The sequence below is a fragment of the Pseudomonas sp. GD03858 genome (assembly GCF_029840925.1).
GTDB lineage: Bacteria > Pseudomonadota > Gammaproteobacteria > Pseudomonadales > Pseudomonadaceae > Aquipseudomonas.
The window spans coordinates 1-18,479 of sequence record NZ_JAOCDM010000114.1 but is presented as its reverse complement, the minus strand read 5'-3'; the positions used below and the strand labels follow the sequence as shown (position 1 = coordinate 18,479).

Annotated in this window: 22 protein-coding genes; 11 read left to right on the top strand and 11 right to left on the bottom strand. The window is 64.6% G+C overall.

The window, feature by feature from the left end; translation table 11 throughout:
• Positions 1-807, bottom strand: an 807-nt coding sequence (locus N5D48_RS22155) for a class I SAM-dependent methyltransferase (RefSeq protein ID WP_279887998.1), incomplete at its 3' end; no start/stop codon positions are given.
• Between the two features lie 135 nt (positions 808-942).
• Between N5D48_RS22155 and N5D48_RS22150 the strand changes: the two genes are divergently transcribed.
• On the top strand, positions 943-1,971 hold the full coding sequence (locus tag N5D48_RS22150; protein WP_279887997.1) for a helix-turn-helix transcriptional regulator: 1,029 nt from the start codon (positions 943-945) through the stop codon (positions 1,969-1,971).
• Positions 1,972-2,172: 201 nt separating this feature from the next.
• Here the strand turns inward: N5D48_RS22150 and N5D48_RS22145 are convergent, their stop codons facing one another.
• Positions 2,173-2,523 carry a hypothetical protein gene (locus tag N5D48_RS22145; protein WP_279887995.1) on the bottom strand — a complete coding sequence of 117 codons (351 nt, stop codon included), beginning with the start codon at positions 2,521-2,523 and terminating at the stop codon, positions 2,173-2,175.
• 176 nt (positions 2,524-2,699) lie between these two features.
• Here N5D48_RS22145 and N5D48_RS22140 point away from each other — a divergent pair, with 176 nt between their 5' ends.
• From N5D48_RS22140 to N5D48_RS22125, 4 genes are all read left to right on the top strand, one after another.
• On the top strand, positions 2,700-2,879 hold the full coding sequence (locus N5D48_RS22140) for a hypothetical protein (protein ID WP_279887993.1): 180 nt from the start codon (positions 2,700-2,702) through the stop codon (positions 2,877-2,879).
• A 72-nt stretch (positions 2,880-2,951) separates the two neighbouring features.
• Positions 2,952-3,332 carry a glycine zipper domain-containing protein gene (locus tag N5D48_RS22135; protein WP_050706284.1) on the top strand — a complete coding sequence of 127 codons (381 nt, stop codon included), beginning with the start codon at positions 2,952-2,954 and terminating at the stop codon, positions 3,330-3,332.
• Positions 3,333-3,527: 195 nt separating this feature from the next.
• Positions 3,528-5,357 (top strand): SLC13 family permease, encoded by a 1,830-nt coding sequence (locus tag N5D48_RS22130; protein ID WP_279887991.1) that lies wholly within the window; start codon positions 3,528-3,530, stop codon positions 5,355-5,357.
• A 128-nt stretch (positions 5,358-5,485) separates the two neighbouring features.
• Positions 5,486-6,886: a diguanylate cyclase gene (locus tag N5D48_RS22125; RefSeq protein WP_279887989.1), complete on the top strand. Its 1,401-nt coding sequence runs from the start codon at positions 5,486-5,488 to the stop codon at positions 6,884-6,886.
• A 1-nt stretch (position 6,887) separates the two neighbouring features.
• On the opposite strand, the gene N5D48_RS22120 is transcribed toward N5D48_RS22125, so the two are convergent.
• Positions 6,888-7,649, bottom strand: a complete 762-nt coding sequence (locus tag N5D48_RS22120; RefSeq protein ID WP_279807798.1) for a TSUP family transporter — start codon at positions 7,647-7,649, stop codon at positions 6,888-6,890.
• Between the two features lie 102 nt (positions 7,650-7,751).
• On the opposite strand from N5D48_RS22120, the gene N5D48_RS22115 reads away from it, so the two are divergent.
• The gene (locus N5D48_RS22115) at positions 7,752-8,669 is read left to right on the top strand and encodes a LysR family transcriptional regulator (protein ID WP_279887988.1); all 918 of its coding nucleotides are present in this window, start codon (positions 7,752-7,754) and stop codon (positions 8,667-8,669) included.
• Between the two features lie 118 nt (positions 8,670-8,787).
• Here N5D48_RS22115 and N5D48_RS22110 read toward each other — a convergent pair whose 3' ends face one another.
• Positions 8,788-8,982 carry a hypothetical protein gene (locus tag N5D48_RS22110; protein WP_279887987.1) on the bottom strand — a complete coding sequence of 65 codons (195 nt, stop codon included), beginning with the start codon at positions 8,980-8,982 and terminating at the stop codon, positions 8,788-8,790.
• Between the two features lie 482 nt (positions 8,983-9,464).
• Here N5D48_RS22110 and N5D48_RS22105 point away from each other — a divergent pair, with 482 nt between their 5' ends.
• Complete coding sequence (locus N5D48_RS22105) at positions 9,465-10,025, top strand: cysteine hydrolase family protein (protein WP_279887985.1); 561 nt, start codon at positions 9,465-9,467, stop codon at positions 10,023-10,025.
• A gap of 2 nt (positions 10,026-10,027) precedes the next feature.
• On the opposite strand, the gene N5D48_RS22100 is transcribed toward N5D48_RS22105, so the two are convergent.
• The 3 genes from N5D48_RS22100 to N5D48_RS22090 form a co-directional block, all read right to left on the bottom strand.
• A complete protein-coding gene (locus tag N5D48_RS22100) occupies positions 10,028-10,381 on the bottom strand; it encodes an SH3 domain-containing protein (RefSeq protein ID WP_279887984.1) in 354 nt (117 codons plus the stop codon).
• 33 nt (positions 10,382-10,414) lie between these two features.
• Positions 10,415-10,921 (bottom strand): GNAT family N-acetyltransferase, encoded by a 507-nt coding sequence (locus N5D48_RS22095; protein WP_279887983.1) that lies wholly within the window; start codon positions 10,919-10,921, stop codon positions 10,415-10,417.
• 78 nt (positions 10,922-10,999) lie between these two features.
• A complete protein-coding gene (locus tag N5D48_RS22090; RefSeq protein WP_279887982.1) occupies positions 11,000-11,704 on the bottom strand; it encodes an SDR family oxidoreductase in 705 nt (234 codons plus the stop codon).
• 103 nt (positions 11,705-11,807) lie between these two features.
• Here N5D48_RS22090 and N5D48_RS22085 point away from each other — a divergent pair, with 103 nt between their 5' ends.
• The 4 genes from N5D48_RS22085 to N5D48_RS22070 all read left to right on the top strand — a co-directional run bounded on the left by N5D48_RS22085 (position 11,808) and on the right by N5D48_RS22070 (position 14,927).
• Positions 11,808-12,719, top strand: coding sequence for a LysR substrate-binding domain-containing protein (locus N5D48_RS22085; RefSeq protein WP_279887981.1), 912 nt, complete (start codon positions 11,808-11,810; stop codon positions 12,717-12,719).
• 358 nt (positions 12,720-13,077) lie between these two features.
• Positions 13,078-13,263, top strand: a complete 186-nt coding sequence (locus tag N5D48_RS22080) for a hypothetical protein (RefSeq protein ID WP_279887980.1) — start codon at positions 13,078-13,080, stop codon at positions 13,261-13,263.
• A gap of 126 nt (positions 13,264-13,389) precedes the next feature.
• Positions 13,390-13,815, top strand: a complete 426-nt coding sequence (locus tag N5D48_RS22075) for an anti-virulence regulator CigR family protein (RefSeq protein WP_279887979.1) — start codon at positions 13,390-13,392, stop codon at positions 13,813-13,815.
• Positions 13,816-14,201: 386 nt separating this feature from the next.
• Positions 14,202-14,927, top strand: coding sequence for an META and DUF4377 domain-containing protein (locus N5D48_RS22070; protein WP_279887978.1), 726 nt, complete (start codon positions 14,202-14,204; stop codon positions 14,925-14,927).
• A gap of 121 nt (positions 14,928-15,048) precedes the next feature.
• On the opposite strand, the gene N5D48_RS22065 is transcribed toward N5D48_RS22070, so the two are convergent.
• From N5D48_RS22065 to N5D48_RS22050, 4 genes are all read right to left on the bottom strand, one after another.
• Positions 15,049-15,993 carry a bifunctional helix-turn-helix transcriptional regulator/GNAT family N-acetyltransferase gene (locus N5D48_RS22065; RefSeq protein WP_279887977.1) on the bottom strand — a complete coding sequence of 315 codons (945 nt, stop codon included), beginning with the start codon at positions 15,991-15,993 and terminating at the stop codon, positions 15,049-15,051.
• A gap of 118 nt (positions 15,994-16,111) precedes the next feature.
• The gene (locus tag N5D48_RS22060; RefSeq protein WP_279887975.1) at positions 16,112-16,816 is read right to left on the bottom strand and encodes a 2OG-Fe(II) oxygenase; all 705 of its coding nucleotides are present in this window, start codon (positions 16,814-16,816) and stop codon (positions 16,112-16,114) included.
• A gap of 8 nt (positions 16,817-16,824) precedes the next feature.
• Positions 16,825-17,535, bottom strand: coding sequence for a 2OG-Fe(II) oxygenase (locus N5D48_RS22055; protein WP_279887973.1), 711 nt, complete (start codon positions 17,533-17,535; stop codon positions 16,825-16,827).
• Positions 17,532-18,107: a methylated-DNA--[protein]-cysteine S-methyltransferase gene (locus tag N5D48_RS22050; RefSeq protein ID WP_279887971.1), complete on the bottom strand. Its 576-nt coding sequence runs from the start codon at positions 18,105-18,107 to the stop codon at positions 17,532-17,534. The genes N5D48_RS22055 and N5D48_RS22050 overlap by 4 nt, the downstream gene beginning before the upstream one ends.
• Between the last annotated feature and the right edge of the window lie 372 nt (positions 18,108-18,479).

The window sequence follows — 18,479 nt, the reverse complement described above, 5'->3', positions numbered from 1 at the left end:
CTGCAGCGTATAGCTCAGCGGCAACCGCCACGGCGCCTCGTCAAGGCGCCACTCACCGTCATCGCCCAGCGTCATCTGCCCCGGCAGCGCTTCCCAGGGGATGCTCTGATGCTCCTCCAGGCCGGTGATGCGCAGGCCATTGTTCAGCAGCGCGGTAATCACCTCGCCCAGGCCATGGTTCCACTCATGGGTCTCGGTCTGGGTCAGTGCCTGGTCGGTCTCGACGTAGCTCTGGTCGTTGTGCCACACCGTCGGTGCTTCGCGCTCGAAGTACGGGTACTCCAGTTGCAGGCAGTCCTCCTGGTCCTCGTTCACGGCCATCAGCATCGGGTGGCCATCACGCAGGAACAGTCGCCCGCCCGGCTTGAGCAACGCCGCCACGGTCTGCGCCCAACGCTCGATGCTCGGCAGCCAGCACAGCGCGCCGATACCGGTGTAGACCAGGTCGAAAGCCCCCGCCGGCAATACCTGCGCGGCCTGATAGACGTCCGACTCTACATAGGCGATGCCCGCGCCACAGCGCTCGGCCAGCTGGCGCGCCTGGGTCAGGGACGCCGCGGAGAAGTCCAGGCCGCAGACCTCGGCGCCCAGGCGCGCCAGCGACAGCGTGTCGGTGCCGATATGGCATTGCAGGTGCACCGCGCGCAGGCCATGGATATCGCCCAGGCGTGGCAGGTCGAAGCGCACCACCTCGGACAGGTGCCCGGGCTCGGCGACGAAGCGCTCGACCTCGTAGTCCCCGGAGGCGGCGTGCAGTGGTGCGCGCTCGTCCCAGCTGGCGCGGTTGAGTTCCAGCGATCGGCTCATTGCGGTGCTTCCCTGTCTGAGTGAGTCAGGCGCCACGTTAACCGGACCCAGCCGCCCCGGCAACCACCCCGTCAACCAGAAGTTGACGGCTCGGGTATACTGCCCGCTTCGTGCCCGCCCAAGGATCCAGCGCCCATGACCGAAAACAGCTTCGCCTTTCGCCTCAAGGAACTGCTCGAACACCACAAGCTGACCCTGCAGGCCGTGGGCACGGCGCTGGGGATCTCGCGCACGGCGGTGCACAAATGGACCCGCGGCGGCGAGATCGACTACGACAACCTGCGCCGCCTGGCCGACCTGCTCAAGGTCAACTGGATCTGGCTGCGCTACGGCGAGGAGGCCCTGCACAGCGTGCAGCAGGCCGAGGTGGTCGAGCTGCCGATGACCGACGTGCGCCGCCGCTACACCGCCGAGATCATGGAAAGCGAGACGCGCATGAAGCTGGCCCAGGAAGGCGCGCGCATCGTCACCTGGGAATGGAACCTGGTCAGCGATGAAGTGACCTACTCGCCCAACGTCGAGGCGGTGTATGGCTGGCCGTTGCGCCGCAACGAGGACTTCTGGGAACACATCCACGCCGATGACGCCCGCCACATGCAGGCCATGTATGCCCAGGCGGTGGCCGACGGCACCGGCTGCGAATGCGATTTCCGCATCACCCGCCCCGATGGCGGCCAGCGCTGGATCGCCTCGCGCGCCACGGTGCTGCGCGACAGCGTCGGGCGCCCGGTGAAGATGGTCGGCATCAGCATGGACAACACCGAGCGCAAGGTCGCCGAAGAGGAGCTGCGCCAGAGCGAGGCGCGCTTTCGCACCATCTTCGAGCTGGCCTGGGGCGCGCTGGCCTACATCGATCCGGATGGCAGTTGGCAACGGGTCAACGGCAGCCTCTGCGAGCTCTTGGGCTACCGCGAGGACGAACTGTACGGCACGACCTTCCAGCAGCTCACCCATCCCGACGACCTGCCGGGCAACCTGGCGTTGCTGCAGCGCATGCTGGCCGGCGAGATCGAGCGTTACGAGGTACAGAAGCGCGTGCGCCACAAGGACGGGCGCTATATCTGGGTGCGGGCGCGCACTTCGCTGGAACGTCGCGCCGACGGGCAGCCGGAGCATCTGATCAGTGTGTTCGAGGACATCACAGCCGAGCGCGAAGCAGGGTAAACATCATAGCGCGCCACCTGTGGGAGCGGGTTCACCCGCGAAGCCGACACCGTGGTGGATGGCACGGGCTTCGCCCGTGTTCGCGGCGGTTCGGCGTCCCGACAAGCCCGCTCCCACAGGGATCGCGCCAGATGCTAAAAATCGAGCAAGACAGTTGCCCCCACAGGGTGTCGGTTTGGATGTTCCAATCCTGCACTCAAGCTAGAGGCAGGTGGCCGCCGCAGCCCGGCGCTGCAACGCCACGCCGTCATTCTTCTGTGCGTAATAGTCCACCCGCGTGCCCCCCGCCTGGGCATAGACATCGACGAACGACTCCGCCTCCCGGGTATACACCGTGAACCCGCCCTGCTTGCGCGCCTCCAGGTAGCCACTGGCATCGACCCCGAAGGCGCGCTCTTCCTGCCAGCTGAACTGGATGCACTGGGCGACCAGGTCCGGCGTCTTGTGCGAATCCAGGCGGGCGGTGGGCGAGCCGTTGCGCGCAGCTTCCATGGTCGACGATGCGCAGCCCGCCAGCAGCAGCGCCACGGTGATCGGCAGAATTGCTCGCATGTTCCATCCTCGGGACAAAAAAGAAGGTGACTCTAGCACTGCCGGGCCGGCCGGGGAATCGCCGCTACCGCTCATCGCCGCCGCGATAAAAGTTTGCGCGGCAAAGAACCAAATCGATCGCCTCGGGTCTCAGCTGGTACCGCGTAAACCGTTGCGGATCAAGGACCTATAACGTGATGAAACGCCTTGCAAGCCTTTCGATGGTCGCCACCCTGCTGCTGCTCGGCGGCTGCTACAGCCACCACTACCACGACGATGACGACGGCTGGCGCGACCGTGACCGCGGCCACCGTCATCACCATCGCCACGACCGTGACGATGACGACCGCCAGTACCGTGACCGCTACTACCGCTGAAGCGTCTTTCCAACCCTGACTCGCCGCCAACCGCGCGGCACCCTACCCTGATGACTCCCTGAGGTTCATAACATGCGTCTGACTCTGCCTTCCCTCGCCCTCGGCCTGCTGCTCTGCCAGGGCGCCTTCGCCGGTGACGGCACCGCGGCCATCGGCGGCGGCCTGGGCGGTGCCCTGGGCAACGTCGTCGGCAAACAGATCGGTGGCAGTACCGGCGCGGCCATCGGCGCCGGCCTGGGTGGCGCCGCCGGCAGCGCGGTTGGCGCGCGCAAGGGCAACCGTACCGAAGCCGCCATCGGCGGTGGCCTGGGCTCGGCCGGCGGCTCGCTGATCGGCGGCAAGCTCGGCGGCTCCAACGGCTCGACCATCGGCGCGGGCCTGGGCGGCGCGGCGGGCGGTGCGATCGGTAACCACATGGGCGACAACAACCGCAAGCACAAGCATCGCCACTGATAAGTAGCACGGGCGGGCCTGCGGGCCCGCTCCCACAAAATTGGCTCCCACACATCCGCCCCCAAGCACTCTGCCATCGCGCATCGGATCGCCACCCGGCAAAACCCTGCAGCACGTCAACGACGCACTCGCGTCAAGCTGCCACACTAGGGCCATCGCCTTTCGTGCCCCTGTGTGAAGGAACACCCCCTCCCCATGAACCATGAGCTGCTCTGGGTCCTCGGCCTGCTGGCCGTCGTCGTCGTCCTGTTCATCATCAACCGCCCGCGCATGGATGTGGTCGCCCTGCTGGTGATCCTCGCCCTGCCGTTGTCCGGCATCCTCACCGTCGAACAGGCCCTGGCCGGCTTCAGCGACCCCAACGTGGTGCTGATCGCCGCGCTGTTCGTGATCGGTGAAGGACTGGTACGCACCGGCATCGCCTACCGCATCGGCGAATGGATGAGCGCACGCGCCGGCAACAGCGAGGCGCGCCTGATCGTGCTGCTGATGGTCGCGGTCGCCGGCCTTGGCTCGGTCATGAGTTCCACCGGCGTAGTGGCGATCTTCATCCCAGTGGTGCTCAGCATCGCCGCGCGCCTGCAGCTCTCGCCCAGCCGGTTGATGATGCCGCTGAGCTTCGCCGGCCTGATCAGCGGCATGCTCAGCCTGGTGGCCACGCCGCCGAACGTGGTGGTTCACAGTGAACTGGTGCGCCATGGAGAATCCGGTTTCAGCTTCTTCAGCTTCACCCCGTTCGGCCTGGTGGTCCTGTTGCTGGGCATCGGCTACATGCTGCTGACCCGCCACTGGCTCAACGGCGAGGTGCGCAAGGATGGCCGGGTGGAAAGCCGCCGCACCTTGCTCGACCTGGTCCTGGACTACAGGCTCAGCGGCCGCGAGCGGCGCCTGCGTATCCGTCCCCATTCGCCGCTGATCGGTCACACCCTTGGCGAGCTGGAACTGCGTACCCGCCATGGCGCCAACGTGGTCGGCATCGAGCGCCAGCACAAGTTCACCACCCGGGTGATCGCCGCCGACTCCGGCACCGTGCTGCTGCAAGGCGACGTACTGCTGCTCGACCTGTTCGCCAATCGTGATGACCTGCGCAGCCTGTGCCAGAGCATGCTGCTCGAGCCCCTGCACTTCAAGGCCGCCTACTTCATCGACCAGTCGCAGGAGCTGGGCATGGCCGAGATCTCCCTGCCCCCAGGCTCGCAACTGATCGGCAAGAGCGTCCTCGAGCTGGCCTTCCGCACGCGCTATGGCCTGAACGTGGTCGGCCTGCGCCGCGACCAGGTCGCCATCGAGGAACAACTGGTGGAAGAGAAACTGCGCCTGGGCGATACCCTGCTGGTGGTCGGTCCGTGGAAGGCGGTGCGCCAGCTGCAGGGCAAGCCCCGCGACTTCCTGGTGCTGAGCCTGCCGGCGGAAATCGACCAGGTCGCCCCGGCCCGCGCCCGCGCGCCCTACGCCCTGATCAGCCTGACGGTGATGGTCGGGCTGATGGTCAGTGGCCTGGTGCCCAACGTCATCGCCGCGCTGATCGGCTGCCTGCTGATGGGCGCCGGCCGTTGCATCGACATGAACAGCGCCTACCGCGCCATTCACTGGCAGAGCCTGGTGCTGATCGTCGGCATGCTGCCCTTCGCCCTGGCGCTGCAGAAGACCGGCGGTATCGACCTGGTCGTCGGCGCGCTGGTCGGCTGGCTTGGCGGCGCGGGGCCGGGCGTGATCCTGGCCTGCCTGTTCGCCCTGACCGCGGTGATCGGCCTGTTCATCTCCAACACGGCCACGGCGGTCCTGATGGCCCCCGTGGCGGTCAGCACCGCCCAGCAGTTGGGCATGTCGCCCTACCCCTTCGCCATGACCGTGGCCCTGGCTGCGTCCGCGGCGTTCATGACGCCCGTGTCGTCACCGGTCAACACGCTAGTACTGGGCCCCGGCCAATATCGCTTCGCCGACTTCGTCAAGGTCGGCGTGCCCTTTACCGTGCTGGTGATGCTGGTCACCGTGCTGATGGTGCCCTGGCTGTTCGCGCTCTAGTCCTACACCAGATTCCGCAGGTTCGCAGCGAATTGACATCATATGCCGACTGAAAGACACTGACGCGACTTACCCCAGGTGCCTACAGCCGTTTTCCTGGATTCCGTCTTCGCTTGTCGGTCGAGCCCATGGTGTCTCCAGTCCCGTCGCGCCTGATGCCTGCCTTGAGCCTGTTCGGCCTGACGCTGGCATTGACCGTGGCTGGTATCCTGGCCCGGCCGATCGAATCCCTTTCGCTGTTCTGGCCGGTCAACGCGGTGCTCGCCGGCATACTGCTGCGCAACCCGCGGCAAGCCAGTTTTTCCGGATTCGCCCTGGTCTACCTGGGCATGGTCATCGCCGACCTGGCATGTGGCAGCCCCTGGAAGCCGGCGCTGTGGCTCAACCTGTGCAACCTCGGCGCCATCGTCAGCATCTGGTACCTGATGTCACGCCTGCCGCGCCTGCATCGTCGGTTGCGCACGCCCCATGGCACCCTCTGCCTGTTCGGCGCCAGCGCAGCCGGAGCGGTGGTCGCTGCAAGCCTGGCCTGCGTAATGGCCGCGCCCTGGTTCGAGCAGTCCCTGCAGGCGACCTGGCTGGCGTGGTTCAGCGAGCAATTTTCCACCAGCGTACTGGTGCTGCCGGTACTGCTCACCCTGCCCTCGTCCAGGGCCTTGACCCGCAACAGCCGCGCCAGCCAGCCGATTCGCCTGGCGCCACTGCTGGTGCTGCTGGCGTCGCTCGCACTCAGCATCGCCTTCGGCGGCCCCGGCGCCATCGCCTTCCCGATCGCCGCGTTGCTGTGGTGCGCACTGAGCTATTCGCCCTTCCTCGTTTCCCTGCTGACCCTGACCGCCGGCAGCACGCTGATCGTCGCGGTGGCGCAGAACCTCATGCATTTCAGCGTGCCGCAGAGCGAGCCAGGGGTCACCGCCCTGATGTCCGCGCGGCTGGGCATCGCCATGCTGGTGCTCGGCCCGCTGGTACTGTCCTGCGTGAGCAGTGCCAATCGAAGCCTGATGGCACGCCTGGCCCACCAGGCGACCATCGACCACCTGACCGGCGTCCTTACACGCAGTGCCTTCACCCGACGCGCCAATGCCTTGCTCGATGCCTGCGGCAGGCCGCTGACGCTGATGATGCTGGACATCGATCATTTCAAGACGATCAACGACCGTTACGGCCATGCAACCGGCGACCTGGTGCTGCAGCAGTTCGCAACCACGCTGCAGGATCAGTTGCATGAGGGCGAGCTGTTCGCCCGCCTGGGCGGCGAGGAGTTCGTCATCGTCGTGCCGGGAGTGGCGCCGGACCAGGCCAAGTTCATCGCCGAGCGCCTGCGCCGGGCAGTCCAGGACCTGCACGCCACCCATGCCGACCCACGCTTGCAGATCACGGTGAGCATCGGCCTGAGCGGCTGCGGCGCCGAAGGTTCGATACCCAGCCTGGACGAGCTGCTGGCCCAGGCCGACCAGGCCCTGTACCGGGCCAAGGCGCACGGTCGCAACCGTATCGAGCAGGCCGATACGCAACGCCAGGTGGTCTGACCTAGCCCCCCAGCAAGTCCCAGCTCAGCTTGGCGATCAGCACGCACAGCAGGACCAGGAACAAGCCTCGCACGAACCCCGCCCCCTTGCGCACCGCCAGCCAGGTACCCGTCAGCGCGCCCAGGATGTTGAACAGCGCCATTGGCAGGGCGATGGCCCACAGCACGTTGCCCGAAGGAATGAAGAACACCAGCGCGGCCAGGTTGGTGGCGATGTTGACCAGCTTTGCCGACGCCGATGCATGCAGGAAGTCCAGCGCGAAGAAGCGAATGAACAGGAAGATCAGGAAGCTCCCGGTACCCGGCCCGAACAACCCGTCATAGAAGCCGATGGCGCCACCGATCAGTACCGCCAGGCACTGTTCCTTGCGACCGATCGCCGTCGGCTTGTGCAAGGTACCGAAGTCCTTCTTGCAGAAGGTGTAGATGGCCATCAGCACGATCAGCACCAGTACCGCCGGACGCATCAGGCTCGCCGGCACCAGTGACACGGTGGCGGCGCCGAAGAACGACATCACGAACGCGCTCAATGCCGCCGGCACGATCAGCCCCCAATCCAGCTTTACCTTGCGGATGAACGAACGCGCAGCGAAGGCCGTGCCACAGACCGAGGCCAGCTTGTTGCTGCCCAGCAGGCTGGCCGGTTGCGCGGCGGGCAACACGTTGAACAAGGCCGGGATCTGGATCAGCCCACCGCCGCCAACGGCAGCGTCGATCAGGCCAGCGGCGAAGGCGAACAGCGAAAGCAGGGCGATATCCATCATGTCGAATGTCCAGGCGGTACGAAGCAGGCCGCCAGACTAATAAAAGTGCCGCGGCTATGTTGAAATACCATGTTGCAAAAACTGCAATAAGGAAAAGCACCAATGGCCTTGGACATGCTGCGTGAAATACAGGCTTTCGTCACCGTCGCCCACAAGCGCAGCTTCGTCAGTGCCGCCCGTGCCCTGGGGCGCTCGCCCAGCGCCGTGACGCGGGCGGTACAGGCGCTGGAAGACAACAGCGGCGCCAAGCTGCTCAACCGCAATGCCAGCGCCGTGACCCTGACCGAAGCGGGTGAACGCCTGCTGCCCCATGCCGAACGCTTGCTGGATGTGCAACGCGATGCCGCCGACGAGCTCGCCGCCCTGACCGGCAGCGCCCAAGGCTGGATCCGCCTGGCCGCCCCCGAGGTGCTCGCCCAACAGGTATTGCCGGGTGTAATCGCCGAGTTCTCCCGGCGCCATCCGCAGGTCACGCTCGACGTGCAGTTCAGCGACCAGCTCCTTGACCCGTTGCAGGGCAAGTTCGACTTCGTGATCCGAGGCGCCTTTCCCCAGTCCAGCGAACTGATCGGCTACCCCTTGTGGCGCTATCGCCGGCATCTGTATGCCAGCCCAGGGTACGTGGCGCACGCGGGCACTCCGCAGGCGCTGGAGGACCTGGAGCGGCATGCGCTGATCCTGCACACCGCCCCACGCATCCTCAAGGCCTGGCACTTCTGTCGCGATGGCAGGATCAACAGCCTGCGGCCCCGGCCACGACTGCGGCTGGGCTCAGGTGTCGCGGTGCTGCAGAGCACCCTCGCTGGCGCGGGTATCGCGCGCCTGGCCGATTGGCTGGGCGAACCCGAGGTGCTTGCCGGGCGCCTGGTGCGGGTCTGTCCCGACTACCGCCTGACATCCAGCAGCGGCCATGACCCTGAGATGCACGCGGTCTACCCGGCCGGCGCCGTCCGGGCGCGGGTTCGCGAGCTGCTGCAAGCACTACGCGAAGCCCGCCCTGGACCGAGAGAAATGACCTGAACGACGCTGCTCAATTTCTGCTCAATCTGACAGAGCCCTTGCCAGACATGACTTGCAGCGCTTTATCCACAGACCTACCCACGTTTTTTGTGGACAGTTTCAGCAAGCCTTGAAGGAATTATCGCAAACCGAGCAACGCCGCATTGGCCAGCTTCACCAACTCGATCCACTCGCTTGCGCTGATCACTCCGGAACGCTCCAACTCTTCAGCCCCGCGCAGTGCCTGGTCGTAGTCCTCTTCGTGGAGAATACCCTCGCCGAGAAAACGACCGCGCCACTCCAGCATCGCTGCAGTGCCTTTCTTGCATTCCATAGTGTGTATCGACTCCAAGGCAAGTGATCGGCCCATGCATCCGGGCCCAGGATTGGGGGCGCGAGATTACACGAGCGACTTGCACTTGAGAACGACTTGCAGCTACCGCTTGTCCAGACAACCGCGGCGCGCAAGAGATAGAGCCCGCCTCCAGGTCAGGCGGGCTGGCAGGAAACAGCGGCTCAGCTTGGCGGAATGGTGCCGAGCAGGCCAATCATGATAGTCAGCAGCAGAAAACCACCCAGAAACAGCGCGAGCTTGCCCATCGGAACCTCTACAGTGTGATGACGGAACGGCGGGGCTGGCCAAAGCGGCGCAGCCTGCCCAGCACACACCGAGTTGGAGGCTGGGCCTGGGGATATTGTCGGGCAGTGACTGATACGGTTACAGATTCAGGTTCTTGCAAAAAAAGCAGATCAGATGCCGCGTCCCCCTGGCCGTGCTACGGTCCACCACTCGACGAGCCAGAGAGCCGCAGGACCATGGATGCTTTCGCCGACAACGCCACCCTGCTGATCATCGATATGCAGAACGGCATCAACCACCCGCGCCTGGGCCGGCGCAACAATCCCGAAGCCGAACGGCGCATGGGCGAGCTGCTCGCCGCCTGGCGCCGGGATGAGCGCCCCGTGGTGCATGTCCGGCACATCTCCCGCGAACCGGGTTCAGTGTTCTGGCCGGGCCAGGGCGGTTGTGAGTTCCAGCCCGCCTTCACGCCACTGGCCAGCGAGACACTGTTCGAAAAGCACGTGCCCGACGCCTTTTGCAACAGCGGCCTGGAACACTGGCTGCACCAGCGCGGCATCCATCAACTGGTCATCGTCGGCGTGATCACCAACAACTCGGTGGAATCGACCGCGCGCTCGGCGGGCAACCTGGGGTTCGAAACACGGGTGGTGGCGGACGCCTGCTACACCTTCGATCAGCGCGACCTGCAGGGACGGCTATGGCCGGCGGAAGAAGTGCATGCATTGGCACTGAGCAACCTGGCCATGGACTATGCGTGCATTCTCGACAGCGCCGCGGTGCTCGACATGACTTGAACTCACCGCAGAGGACGCAGCTTGGCCAACGGCACCCAGCCAAGCTCCTCGCCAGTCACCCGACGGCACCAGAGCCAACCGTTCAGCGGGCGCAAGCCTTCCACCTGCTGGCCTGGGTCGATGTCCAGCTCATGGGCCGAGTAGGCCTCCAGCGCCTTGCCCCGGTCAACGCCAAGCCGCTCGATCACCTGGGCGGGCACCCAACCAGGCTCCTGGCCCTGGCAACTGCACAGGTACCAGTCCTCCCAGTGCTCGTCGCCCTCGTAGCGCTGGCCGATGCTGAGCAGCGTGCCTTGGGCGAAGGTGATGGGCGCAGGGTACTCACTGCGGTGTGCTGCGATAACGACGTACTTCACAAGCCTCTCCCTGGCTGCGAAAAAACATCGATGCTAGTCGAAGGGCCGCTGGAGCACCATGACCATCTCATGCCAGGCCATGCCGCCATGATCGGAGGTCGAGGGACGAACATAGGCGTAGCCCATCTTCTCGTACAAGCCGACGTGCCGCTCCTTGCACATCAGGTGGATGGTCGCCTTGCCCTGCTCGCGCATCTGCTCGACGAAGCGCGCCATCAGGCGGCCAGCATGGCCCTGGCCCTGATGGGCCGGGTCGAGCACGACCGACATGATCACCACATTGGGTGCCTGCGGATCATGCCCGACCAGCTCCTTGAACGCCTCGTCCGACATCACCACCTCATGGGCGCAGCCGCTGTTGATGAAGCCGACCACCTGGCCATCGACCTCCAGCACCAGAAAGCCTTGCGGATACTGGGCGATGCGCGTGTCGATCTTTTCCCGAGTGGCGGCCTCGTCGCCTTCGTAGGCGCTGGTTTCGATCTGGTAGCAGCGGTCCACGTCGCTTGACATGGCCTGGCGGAACGTCTGGGTGCTCATGGGGCGGATCCGGGTGGCGAAAAACAGAGGCGACATGCTAACGGAAGTCGCTGCCCGGCTGCATGCCCCTGTCGTTTCTCAGACCGAACGGGTGATGCCACCATCGACGCGCAGGTTCTGCCCGGTGATGTAACCTGCGCCTTCAGAGGCCAGGAAGCTGATGGTCGCCCCGATCTCCTCGGCCTTGCCGTAGCGCGCCATGGGGATTCGGCTGCGGAACTCTTCCTTCTCCGGCAGGCTGTCGATGAAACCCGGCAGCACGTTGTTCATGCGGATGTTCTCGGCCGCATAGCGGTCGGCGAACAGTTTGGTGAAGGCCGCCAACCCGGCACGGAACACGCCCGAGGTCGGGAAGGCCGGATCCGGCTCGAAGGCGGCGAAGGTCGAGATATTGATGATGGCGCCGCCCTTTTGCCGCTGCATGATCGGCGTCACCAGCCGGGTCGGACGCACCACGTTGAGGAAGTACACCTCCATGCCGCGGTGCCAGTCCTCGTCGGTCAGGTCCAGGATGGGCGCCCGTGGACCGTGACCGGCACTGTTGACCAGCACATCGACCCGGCCCCAGCGCTGCATCACGCTGTCGACCAGACGCTGCAGGTCTTCTATCGACTGGTTGGAGCCGGTGACGCCCAGGCCGCCCAGCTCTTGCGCCAGGGCCTCGCCCTTGCCGGAAGAAGACAGGATCGCGACCTTGAAGCCATCGGCCGCCAGCCGCCTGGCCGCCTCGGCGCCCATGCCACTGCCACCTGCGGTGATGATTGCCACTTTCTGCGAAGTCATGTTCCGTTCCTTGCGGGAGTTGATCAGGTAGGTGCATGAAGCCAGAATCCGCGTGACCGCACCAATCACAAATACTGGCACGAGCCTGCAGGAAATCTACTGGATGAGCGCCCCCAAGCGACGTAACGCCCCCGCCATCGTCAATCACCTGACGGCATTCGAGGCCGCCGCACGCCTGGGTAGTTTCCGCGCCGCGGCCGACGAACTGCATGTCACTCCCGGCGCCATCGCCCAGCAGGTGCGCACCCTCGAAGACAAGCTCGGCGGCCCGCTGTTCGAGCGGCTGCCCCGAGGCCTGCGGACCACCCCGGACGGCGCCGACTACCTCACCCGCGTGCGCCTGGCCCTGGACATCATCGAAGACGCCACCCGCGAACTGCTGGAGCGTGACAGGCAGCATGACCCACAGCAGGTCCTGCTCAGCACCACGCCGGCCTTCGCCAGTCGCTGGCTGATCCCGCGCCTGGGGCTGCTGGCCCAGGCGCACCCGCAGGTGGCCTTGATGATCGACGCGTCCGACGGCACCCGGCCACTCAGCGGCAAGGGCGCGGTCGACCTGGCAGTGCGCTGGGGCACGGGCCCCTTTGCCGCCGCCTATGCCCAACCCTTGCTGCCCGGCGTCGCCGTGCCCGTCTGCTCCCCCTCGCTGCGTGGCGAGCATCGCTGGCAACTGGCCGCCGAGCTGGCCGGGCAACCACTGATCTCCGATAGCCACAACAACTGGAAGCGCTGGTTCGACCACCATGCACTACCCGGCACCCGCTTCAACGGCCCGGTGTTTTCCCAGACCATCCTCGCCATCGAAGCCGCCGAGCAAGGCATGGGCATCGCCCTGGTGCCTCGCCTGTTGGTGGAGAACGCCCTGAAGGCCGGCACGCTGGTACTGGCGCTGGAAGGGCATGAACTGCAAAGCGACGCAGCGTTTCATCTGCTCGCGGCTCACACGCCTGAGCCGGGGTCCGCTGCCGAACAGGTGGCACGCTGGCTGGCAAGGGAGGCCAAAGCCCAGGCCTGAGCGCGTGGCTTGCCGAGCCGCGCCGCAAACGCCGCGAAGATTTGCGGCGGTGCAGCCGCGGCACGGTCAATTGCAACATATCGTTTCTGAACGATGCGATCGACGCCACCAGGCCACCTTCCCGCGCCAAACCAGTGGACCAGCGACATGCCCCGCCGTACAAGGCCTGGCACAGAGCAGCTGGAAGCAAGTGGAAATATTCGAGTTCGTTTTTTGTAGGGCTCCTCTTATTGGCCCGTAGGACGTTTCCAGCATTGCGAAAGTCGGTGTATGAATAATCAGTATTGAGGGGTGAATTGAACTGATACCGTCGTGTTTTTCCTACAACGGCACGGATGCCTAGGCATGTGAGAACGACATGGACAACTACGACACCTCGGCCCTCGGATTGCAAAAATGCCTGCTGAACATGCGCCGGGATCACGCCCGGCTCGAAGCGCAGGGCGAACTGGAAAAGGCGGCGAGCCTGGCACGCGTGATCGCGACGCTGGAACAAGGGCTGGCCGCGACGCCCACCCTCTTGAAGCCGACGACACTGCAGTGACGCAAAACGCCTTTTCGGTTGCCACGTGCGCGAACCGGTCAACCGATCGCCTATTCGACGCTTGCTTCTTTTCTCACAGAGAGCGACTACGCTGGATCTTTGACTGAATCTGAAGGGATATGCCCCATGAACATCAAATCGCGCTGCGCTGTCGCGCTCGTGCTTCTGATTGGAACATGCCCGGCACTGATGGCGGATCCGGGAAAAGGCAAAGGTCATGACAAAGGCAATCCGCATGGCGAACAGGCACGCCCTGGCGATGGAAACGGCCGGCATTCGGGCCCGAGCATCGACCTGGGCGGCGTGCGAGTAATTCTCAACGACAACCGTGATTACTGGCACTCCGGCGCATCGCTACCACCTGGGATTCAAAAGAATCTGGCACGGGGCAAACCCCTGCCGCCGGGCATCGCGAAGCAACTCGACAGCCGACTGATAGGACGCCTCCCCCATTACGACGGCTATGAATGGCGCCAGGCCGGAACCGACCTGATATTGGTGACCCTCGCCACCGGCGTGATCTACGAGGTGCTGCGCAACGTGCTGGACTGACTTCATCGGCGAGGCAGTCCCCGCGCCCGAGGCAAGACCCCATCGCTGGCGAGCTGTGCACCCCCTGCGTAAGATTTGGTAACACTCCCTGGGTAGTCAGTCGATGAACCCAAACGCGACCAATGCTGTCCGATTGCCATCGGTAGCGGCTGAGGTCGCCCCGTCTCGGCCTGACGACCGAGCAGGATCCACTTCGCGTGACACGCCTGAAGCGACCTCGATACACCGGCTTACCGGCGCGTGCATTCTCCCTGCGCAGAATGCCGCCCCTTTTTGAATGGCTGAAAGAGCGAACCATGAAACAGAACATTCTCCTCGTTGCCGTCTGTGCCGCCCTGCTCCAGGCTTGCACCCCGGCCTCCAAGTCCCATGAAGGATCGCCTTCCATGCCCGCCACCTCTTCGTCTGTCGCCGCCCAGCCAGCGCTGCCGGCCTACTACTGGAACCTGGTATCGGCCAACGATGCGTCGGGCGCCCCCATCGCCGCCATGGCCAAAGGCATCGAGCACAAGCTGCGCCTGAGCTTCGGCGATCGGCAACTGAACATCAGCGGCGGCTGCAACAGCCAGTTCGGCGGCTACAGCCACCAGGGCGGCGTACTGAAAGTGCAACCACTGGCCTCGACCCTGATGGCTTGCGACAAGAGCCTGATGGACCTGGATACCCAGGTCGGGCGTTTGCTCAACGGCGACCTGCGCACCACCATCACCGCTGACGCCCAGGAGCCGGTGCTCACGCTGACCACCCAGGACGGCTCGGTACTGAAGTTCCAGGGCGAAGCCACCCCAGAGACCCGCTACGGCAGCAAGGGCGAGATCAAGTTCCTGGAAGTGGCGGCCAAGACCGTCAAGTGCAGCCATCCGCTGATCCCGAACTATCAGTGCCTGCAAGTGCGCGAGCGTCGCTATGACGACGCCGGCCTGCAGCTGCCGACCCAGGACAGCTGGCATCCGCTGTACCAGTCCATCGAGGGCTTCGAGCACCGTGACGGCGTGCGCACCGTGCTGCGGGTGAAGCAGTTCCAGTGGAAGAACCCGCCAGCCGACGCCCCGTCGCAGGTCTATGTGCTGGACCTGGTGGTCGAGCAGGACGCCTCGGGCAAGGCCAAGTAATCGCACCGACGGCAGGCCGGTATTCGCCGGCCTGCCTCAAGTGCCTGCCTTCCAGATCTCACCAGCACCTGACATCGCGACTGACGCAATGCGCAGAACCACCCGGCGCGTGGAATGCCGCTCAGCGTTTGCGCGTGAACTGCTGCTCGGTGACCGCAGCGCCCCATTGGCTGCCTTGCGCTTCGTGAGTCAGCGCGAAGCCCAAGGACTCGTAAAGGCTGCGGGCGGCCTCCAGGCCTTTGAATGTCCAAAGCTGGATCGCCACAAAACCTTGCCGGTCGCAAAACGCCACGGCTTCGCTAAGCAGGCGACGCCCCACGCCGCCACCACGGCAACCATCATCCAGGATGAACCAGCGCAAATGGGCCTCGTCATTGCCCAGATGTTCGCCGTCGATAGCGATCGCCCCCACGATCCGGCCAGCGCTTTGCGCGACCCAAACGGCGTTACGTGAATTGCCCAATCGTCCTGCGAACTCCGCGACGCCTGTTGCGACCTGACTCTCGAAGAACTGACCGAAACCGGAATGCCGTGAGTAGTAGCTTGCATGCATTTCCACCATGCGCCCGATCAGACCTGGGCGGTAGCCCGAGGTGATCTGAATCCTGTCCGCCACCTGCTCGACCGTGCCGTGGCGATACGTCTTCAACGCCTGCGCATAGGCGTTCAAGCCCTGCGCAATGGCCTGCTGCTCCTGCTGAGTGAGCGGAGTCAGCGCTGACGAGACTTGCAGTTGCCCATAGGCATGAATCTCTTCGAGCGAGCGCCTTCCTTGCGCAGTCAGCCTGAGTTGTTTCGTGCGGCCATCCTGTTCACCTTCACCTTCTTCCAGCTCCCCGGACTGAATGAGCTTCGCGACCATCCGACTGACACTCGACTTCTCCAGCCCGAGCGCCTGTACCAGCTGCCCCGCGGTCAGCGCGCCGCGCTCGCCTAACTCAAGCAGGGTGTGCACAGCGGAGGGCGAGTACTGCGTGCCCGCCAATGTCGCGCGCATGAAGCCCAGCTCACGCACCATCGTCCGTGAAGCAGAGCGGACTTGTTCCACAACCGAAGGGTCGATCATTTCTGCAGCCTCGTCTGGGTGGTATCGCTATACAACGCTATTTAGTTGCATCATACAACCAAATATTCACACCCAGTCGCTCGACTCTTCGAGCAGGCCCCGCAGGATGCCTCCCCTATCACGGAGCATCGTGGAACGACAGCTCCAACCCCAGTCGCTCCCCCTGGCGCACGCGGCTGATGGCATGCTTGAGGCTGACGCGGTAGTAGCCCTTGGCGCCCTTGAAGGGGCGCTGCGCGGTGGTGATGATGGCCAAGTCGCCAAGCCCGAGCGGTACCACCATCGGACGTGATTGCATGCGTGGGCGCTGCTCCGTCATCACGAATTCGCCCCCCTGGAAGTCCACCCCGGGCTCGGAAAGCAGCGCGACGATCTGCAGGGGGAATACATGTTCACCGTCGTTGCGCTGATGCAGGCAGACATGATCCTCCACACCCAGCCTGCTGACGTGGCATTGCATTCGAACCTGTCCGGCCCGGCGATTGCGCAGCAGGAAGTCTTCCAGCTCCGTCGGATAGCGATAGTCGACACCCAGGGTTTCGTTCCAGCGATTGGCAATGGCGACCAGCCGGCGATAGAACCCTGCCCGCCACTGCGCCAGCGGCGCCGGAAGGGCAGCGCCGAAGCACAGCAGCTCACCCCGGCCAAGCCCACGAGACTCCAGCGTCTCTCGCTCGACACCAGCCGCGCTGCTCAGCCGCATCAGGCCGCGCCCTGCCTCGCGCCTCGGCACACCGGGTATCACGGCATAGCCCTCGGTATCGAGCTGCCGCTCGATGCCCGCCCAATCCAGCTGATCGAGCGCCTTATCGACTGCACTCAACAGCATGTTCACCTCGCGTCATGAAAGATGAGGCCCACCGTATGGCGCAAACCGCTGCGGATGCGGCTGACGCCATGGCGCATGGCGACCTGGCGCGGGCCACGCCGGCCCATCACTGGCCGTTGATTGACGGCGAACACCAGGGCATCTCCTTGATGTAGCTCGATGACCTGCGCGCATTGGCCGCTGCTCGAGCTCTGCGTCATGACGAATTCACCGCCCAAGAAATCTCTTCCGGGTTCCGACAGCAGGATCGCCACTTGTAGCGGGAACACATGCTCGCCGTAGAGATCCTGATGGAGGCAGTTGTAGTCGCCCTCGCCGTACTGGAGGATCAGCGGCGTCGGCCGCCGCTGCCCCGACGCGTGGCAGCGCTGCAGAAAGGTGGCCAGATCATCCGGGTAATGCACGTCGATTGCCAATTGCAGGTTCCAGCGGTTGGCGATCGGTGCGAGCCTGGAATAAAGCGCGTGGCGCCACTGCTCGAGCAGTGGCGGCAGCGGGTACGCGAAGTACTTGTATTCCCCGCGTCCGAACCCATGGCGAGCCATGACGATACGCGAACGATAACGGTCCTCCTGCCGATAGAGCGCGACGAGCGCCGCGCATTGCTCCGCCGTCAGCAGGCCGGGCAACAGCGCATTTCCACGAACATCGAGCGCTCGCTCGATGCTTGCCCAGTCGTAGGCGGCAAGTGGCCTGCTCTCGATGACCGTCATTGCGAAAACTCCACCGTCCTGCGGGCAGCCTCTTCTTTCAACAGTGCGCGCTTGCGTTCGACGCCCCAGCGATATCCGGAAATCGCGCCATCGCTGCGCACCACGCGATGGCACGGAATGACGATGGCAAGCGTATTGGCCGCGCAGGCACTTGCCACTGCGCGCACGGCCTGCGGCTTGCCAAGCTCGCGCGCCACATCGCTGTAGCTACGGGTCCTGCCCACTCGAATGCCGCAAAGCACCTGCCAGACGTTCTGCTGAAATGCCGTGCCACCGATGTCGAGATCGAGTGCTCCCTCGGCAACGCCGTTGTCGATGAAGCCGATGACTTGCTTGAGCTGGCGCGCCGTCGAAGCCTGGCCAGACCGCAGCTCGACCGCCGGGAACTCGGCCGCGAGCAGGCGGTGCAGGTCCTGAGCCTCGTCGCCCAGAAAGATCGCGCACACGCCCCGCCGGCTGAACGCGACCAGCACGTTGCCACGCATCGATTGACCAACGGCAAAATCGATCGGGCCTTCTATCTGGCTGCCTGGGGTGCGGAAGTTGTAGTTGAAAGCAGGATGCGTACTCATGACCGTGCCTCTCTTGGGTTGGCGAATGGGGCCAGTCTAGGGATCGGCCCTGGCCCTGAAACTCCGCTCCTTGCGGTCAAATTCTTAGATCGGCGCTCAGCCGCTGCAGCTTACCTGGCGACGCCAGATTGCTGGCTTCACGCTATGAGCGGCCATGGATGAATGAGCAGGGCGATGATAGGCTCGCCATTTTTGATAATGGCGAAACGCTATGGCGCGACAGGTTGTTTCGGCCTCGCTGGTGCTGATGTGCTTGCTTGGCAGCTCATCTGCATGGGCTTGGAAGATGGTGGATGGAAAGGCAGAGATCTGAAGTGGCGAGGATGGTCATCTTTGTGACTACCTGGCCATGGATGCCGGTGCAGTTTTAAT

Excerpts from the sequence above, each read along its gene's own strand:
- N5D48_RS22095 (WP_279887983.1), bottom strand. The coding sequence starts at position 10,921 with ATGAGCACCCAGACGTTCCGCCAGGCCATGTCAAGCGACGTGGACCGC.
- N5D48_RS22050 (WP_279887971.1), bottom strand. The coding sequence starts at position 18,107 with ATGAGTACGCATCCTGCTTTCAACTACAACTTCCGCACCCCAGGCAGC.
- N5D48_RS22130 (WP_279887991.1), top strand. The coding sequence starts at position 3,528 with ATGAACCATGAGCTGCTCTGGGTCCTCGGCCTGCTGGCCGTCGTCGTC.
- N5D48_RS22085 (WP_279887981.1), top strand. The coding sequence starts at position 11,808 with ATGAGCGCCCCCAAGCGACGTAACGCCCCCGCCATCGTCAATCACCTG.
- N5D48_RS22055 (WP_279887973.1), bottom strand. The coding sequence starts at position 17,535 with ATGACGGTCATCGAGAGCAGGCCACTTGCCGCCTACGACTGGGCAAGC.
- N5D48_RS22075 (WP_279887979.1), top strand. The coding sequence starts at position 13,390 with ATGAACATCAAATCGCGCTGCGCTGTCGCGCTCGTGCTTCTGATTGGA.
- N5D48_RS22140 (WP_279887993.1), top strand. The coding sequence starts at position 2,700 with ATGAAACGCCTTGCAAGCCTTTCGATGGTCGCCACCCTGCTGCTGCTC.
- N5D48_RS22120 (WP_279807798.1), bottom strand. The coding sequence starts at position 7,649 with ATGATGGATATCGCCCTGCTTTCGCTGTTCGCCTTCGCCGCTGGCCTG.
- N5D48_RS22090 (WP_279887982.1), bottom strand. The coding sequence starts at position 11,704 with ATGACTTCGCAGAAAGTGGCAATCATCACCGCAGGTGGCAGTGGCATG.
- N5D48_RS22070 (WP_279887978.1), top strand. The coding sequence starts at position 14,202 with ATGCCCGCCACCTCTTCGTCTGTCGCCGCCCAGCCAGCGCTGCCGGCC.
- N5D48_RS22110 (WP_279887987.1), bottom strand. The coding sequence starts at position 8,982 with ATGGAATGCAAGAAAGGCACTGCAGCGATGCTGGAGTGGCGCGGTCGT.
- N5D48_RS22065 (WP_279887977.1), bottom strand. The coding sequence starts at position 15,993 with ATGATCGACCCTTCGGTTGTGGAACAAGTCCGCTCTGCTTCACGGACG.
- N5D48_RS22105 (WP_279887985.1), top strand. The coding sequence starts at position 9,465 with ATGGATGCTTTCGCCGACAACGCCACCCTGCTGATCATCGATATGCAG.
- N5D48_RS22125 (WP_279887989.1), top strand. The coding sequence starts at position 5,486 with ATGGTGTCTCCAGTCCCGTCGCGCCTGATGCCTGCCTTGAGCCTGTTC.
- N5D48_RS22080 (WP_279887980.1), top strand. The coding sequence starts at position 13,078 with ATGGACAACTACGACACCTCGGCCCTCGGATTGCAAAAATGCCTGCTG.
- N5D48_RS22150 (WP_279887997.1), top strand. The coding sequence starts at position 943 with ATGACCGAAAACAGCTTCGCCTTTCGCCTCAAGGAACTGCTCGAACAC.
- N5D48_RS22135 (WP_050706284.1), top strand. The coding sequence starts at position 2,952 with ATGCGTCTGACTCTGCCTTCCCTCGCCCTCGGCCTGCTGCTCTGCCAG.
- N5D48_RS22145 (WP_279887995.1), bottom strand. The coding sequence starts at position 2,523 with ATGCGAGCAATTCTGCCGATCACCGTGGCGCTGCTGCTGGCGGGCTGC.
- N5D48_RS22115 (WP_279887988.1), top strand. The coding sequence starts at position 7,752 with ATGGCCTTGGACATGCTGCGTGAAATACAGGCTTTCGTCACCGTCGCC.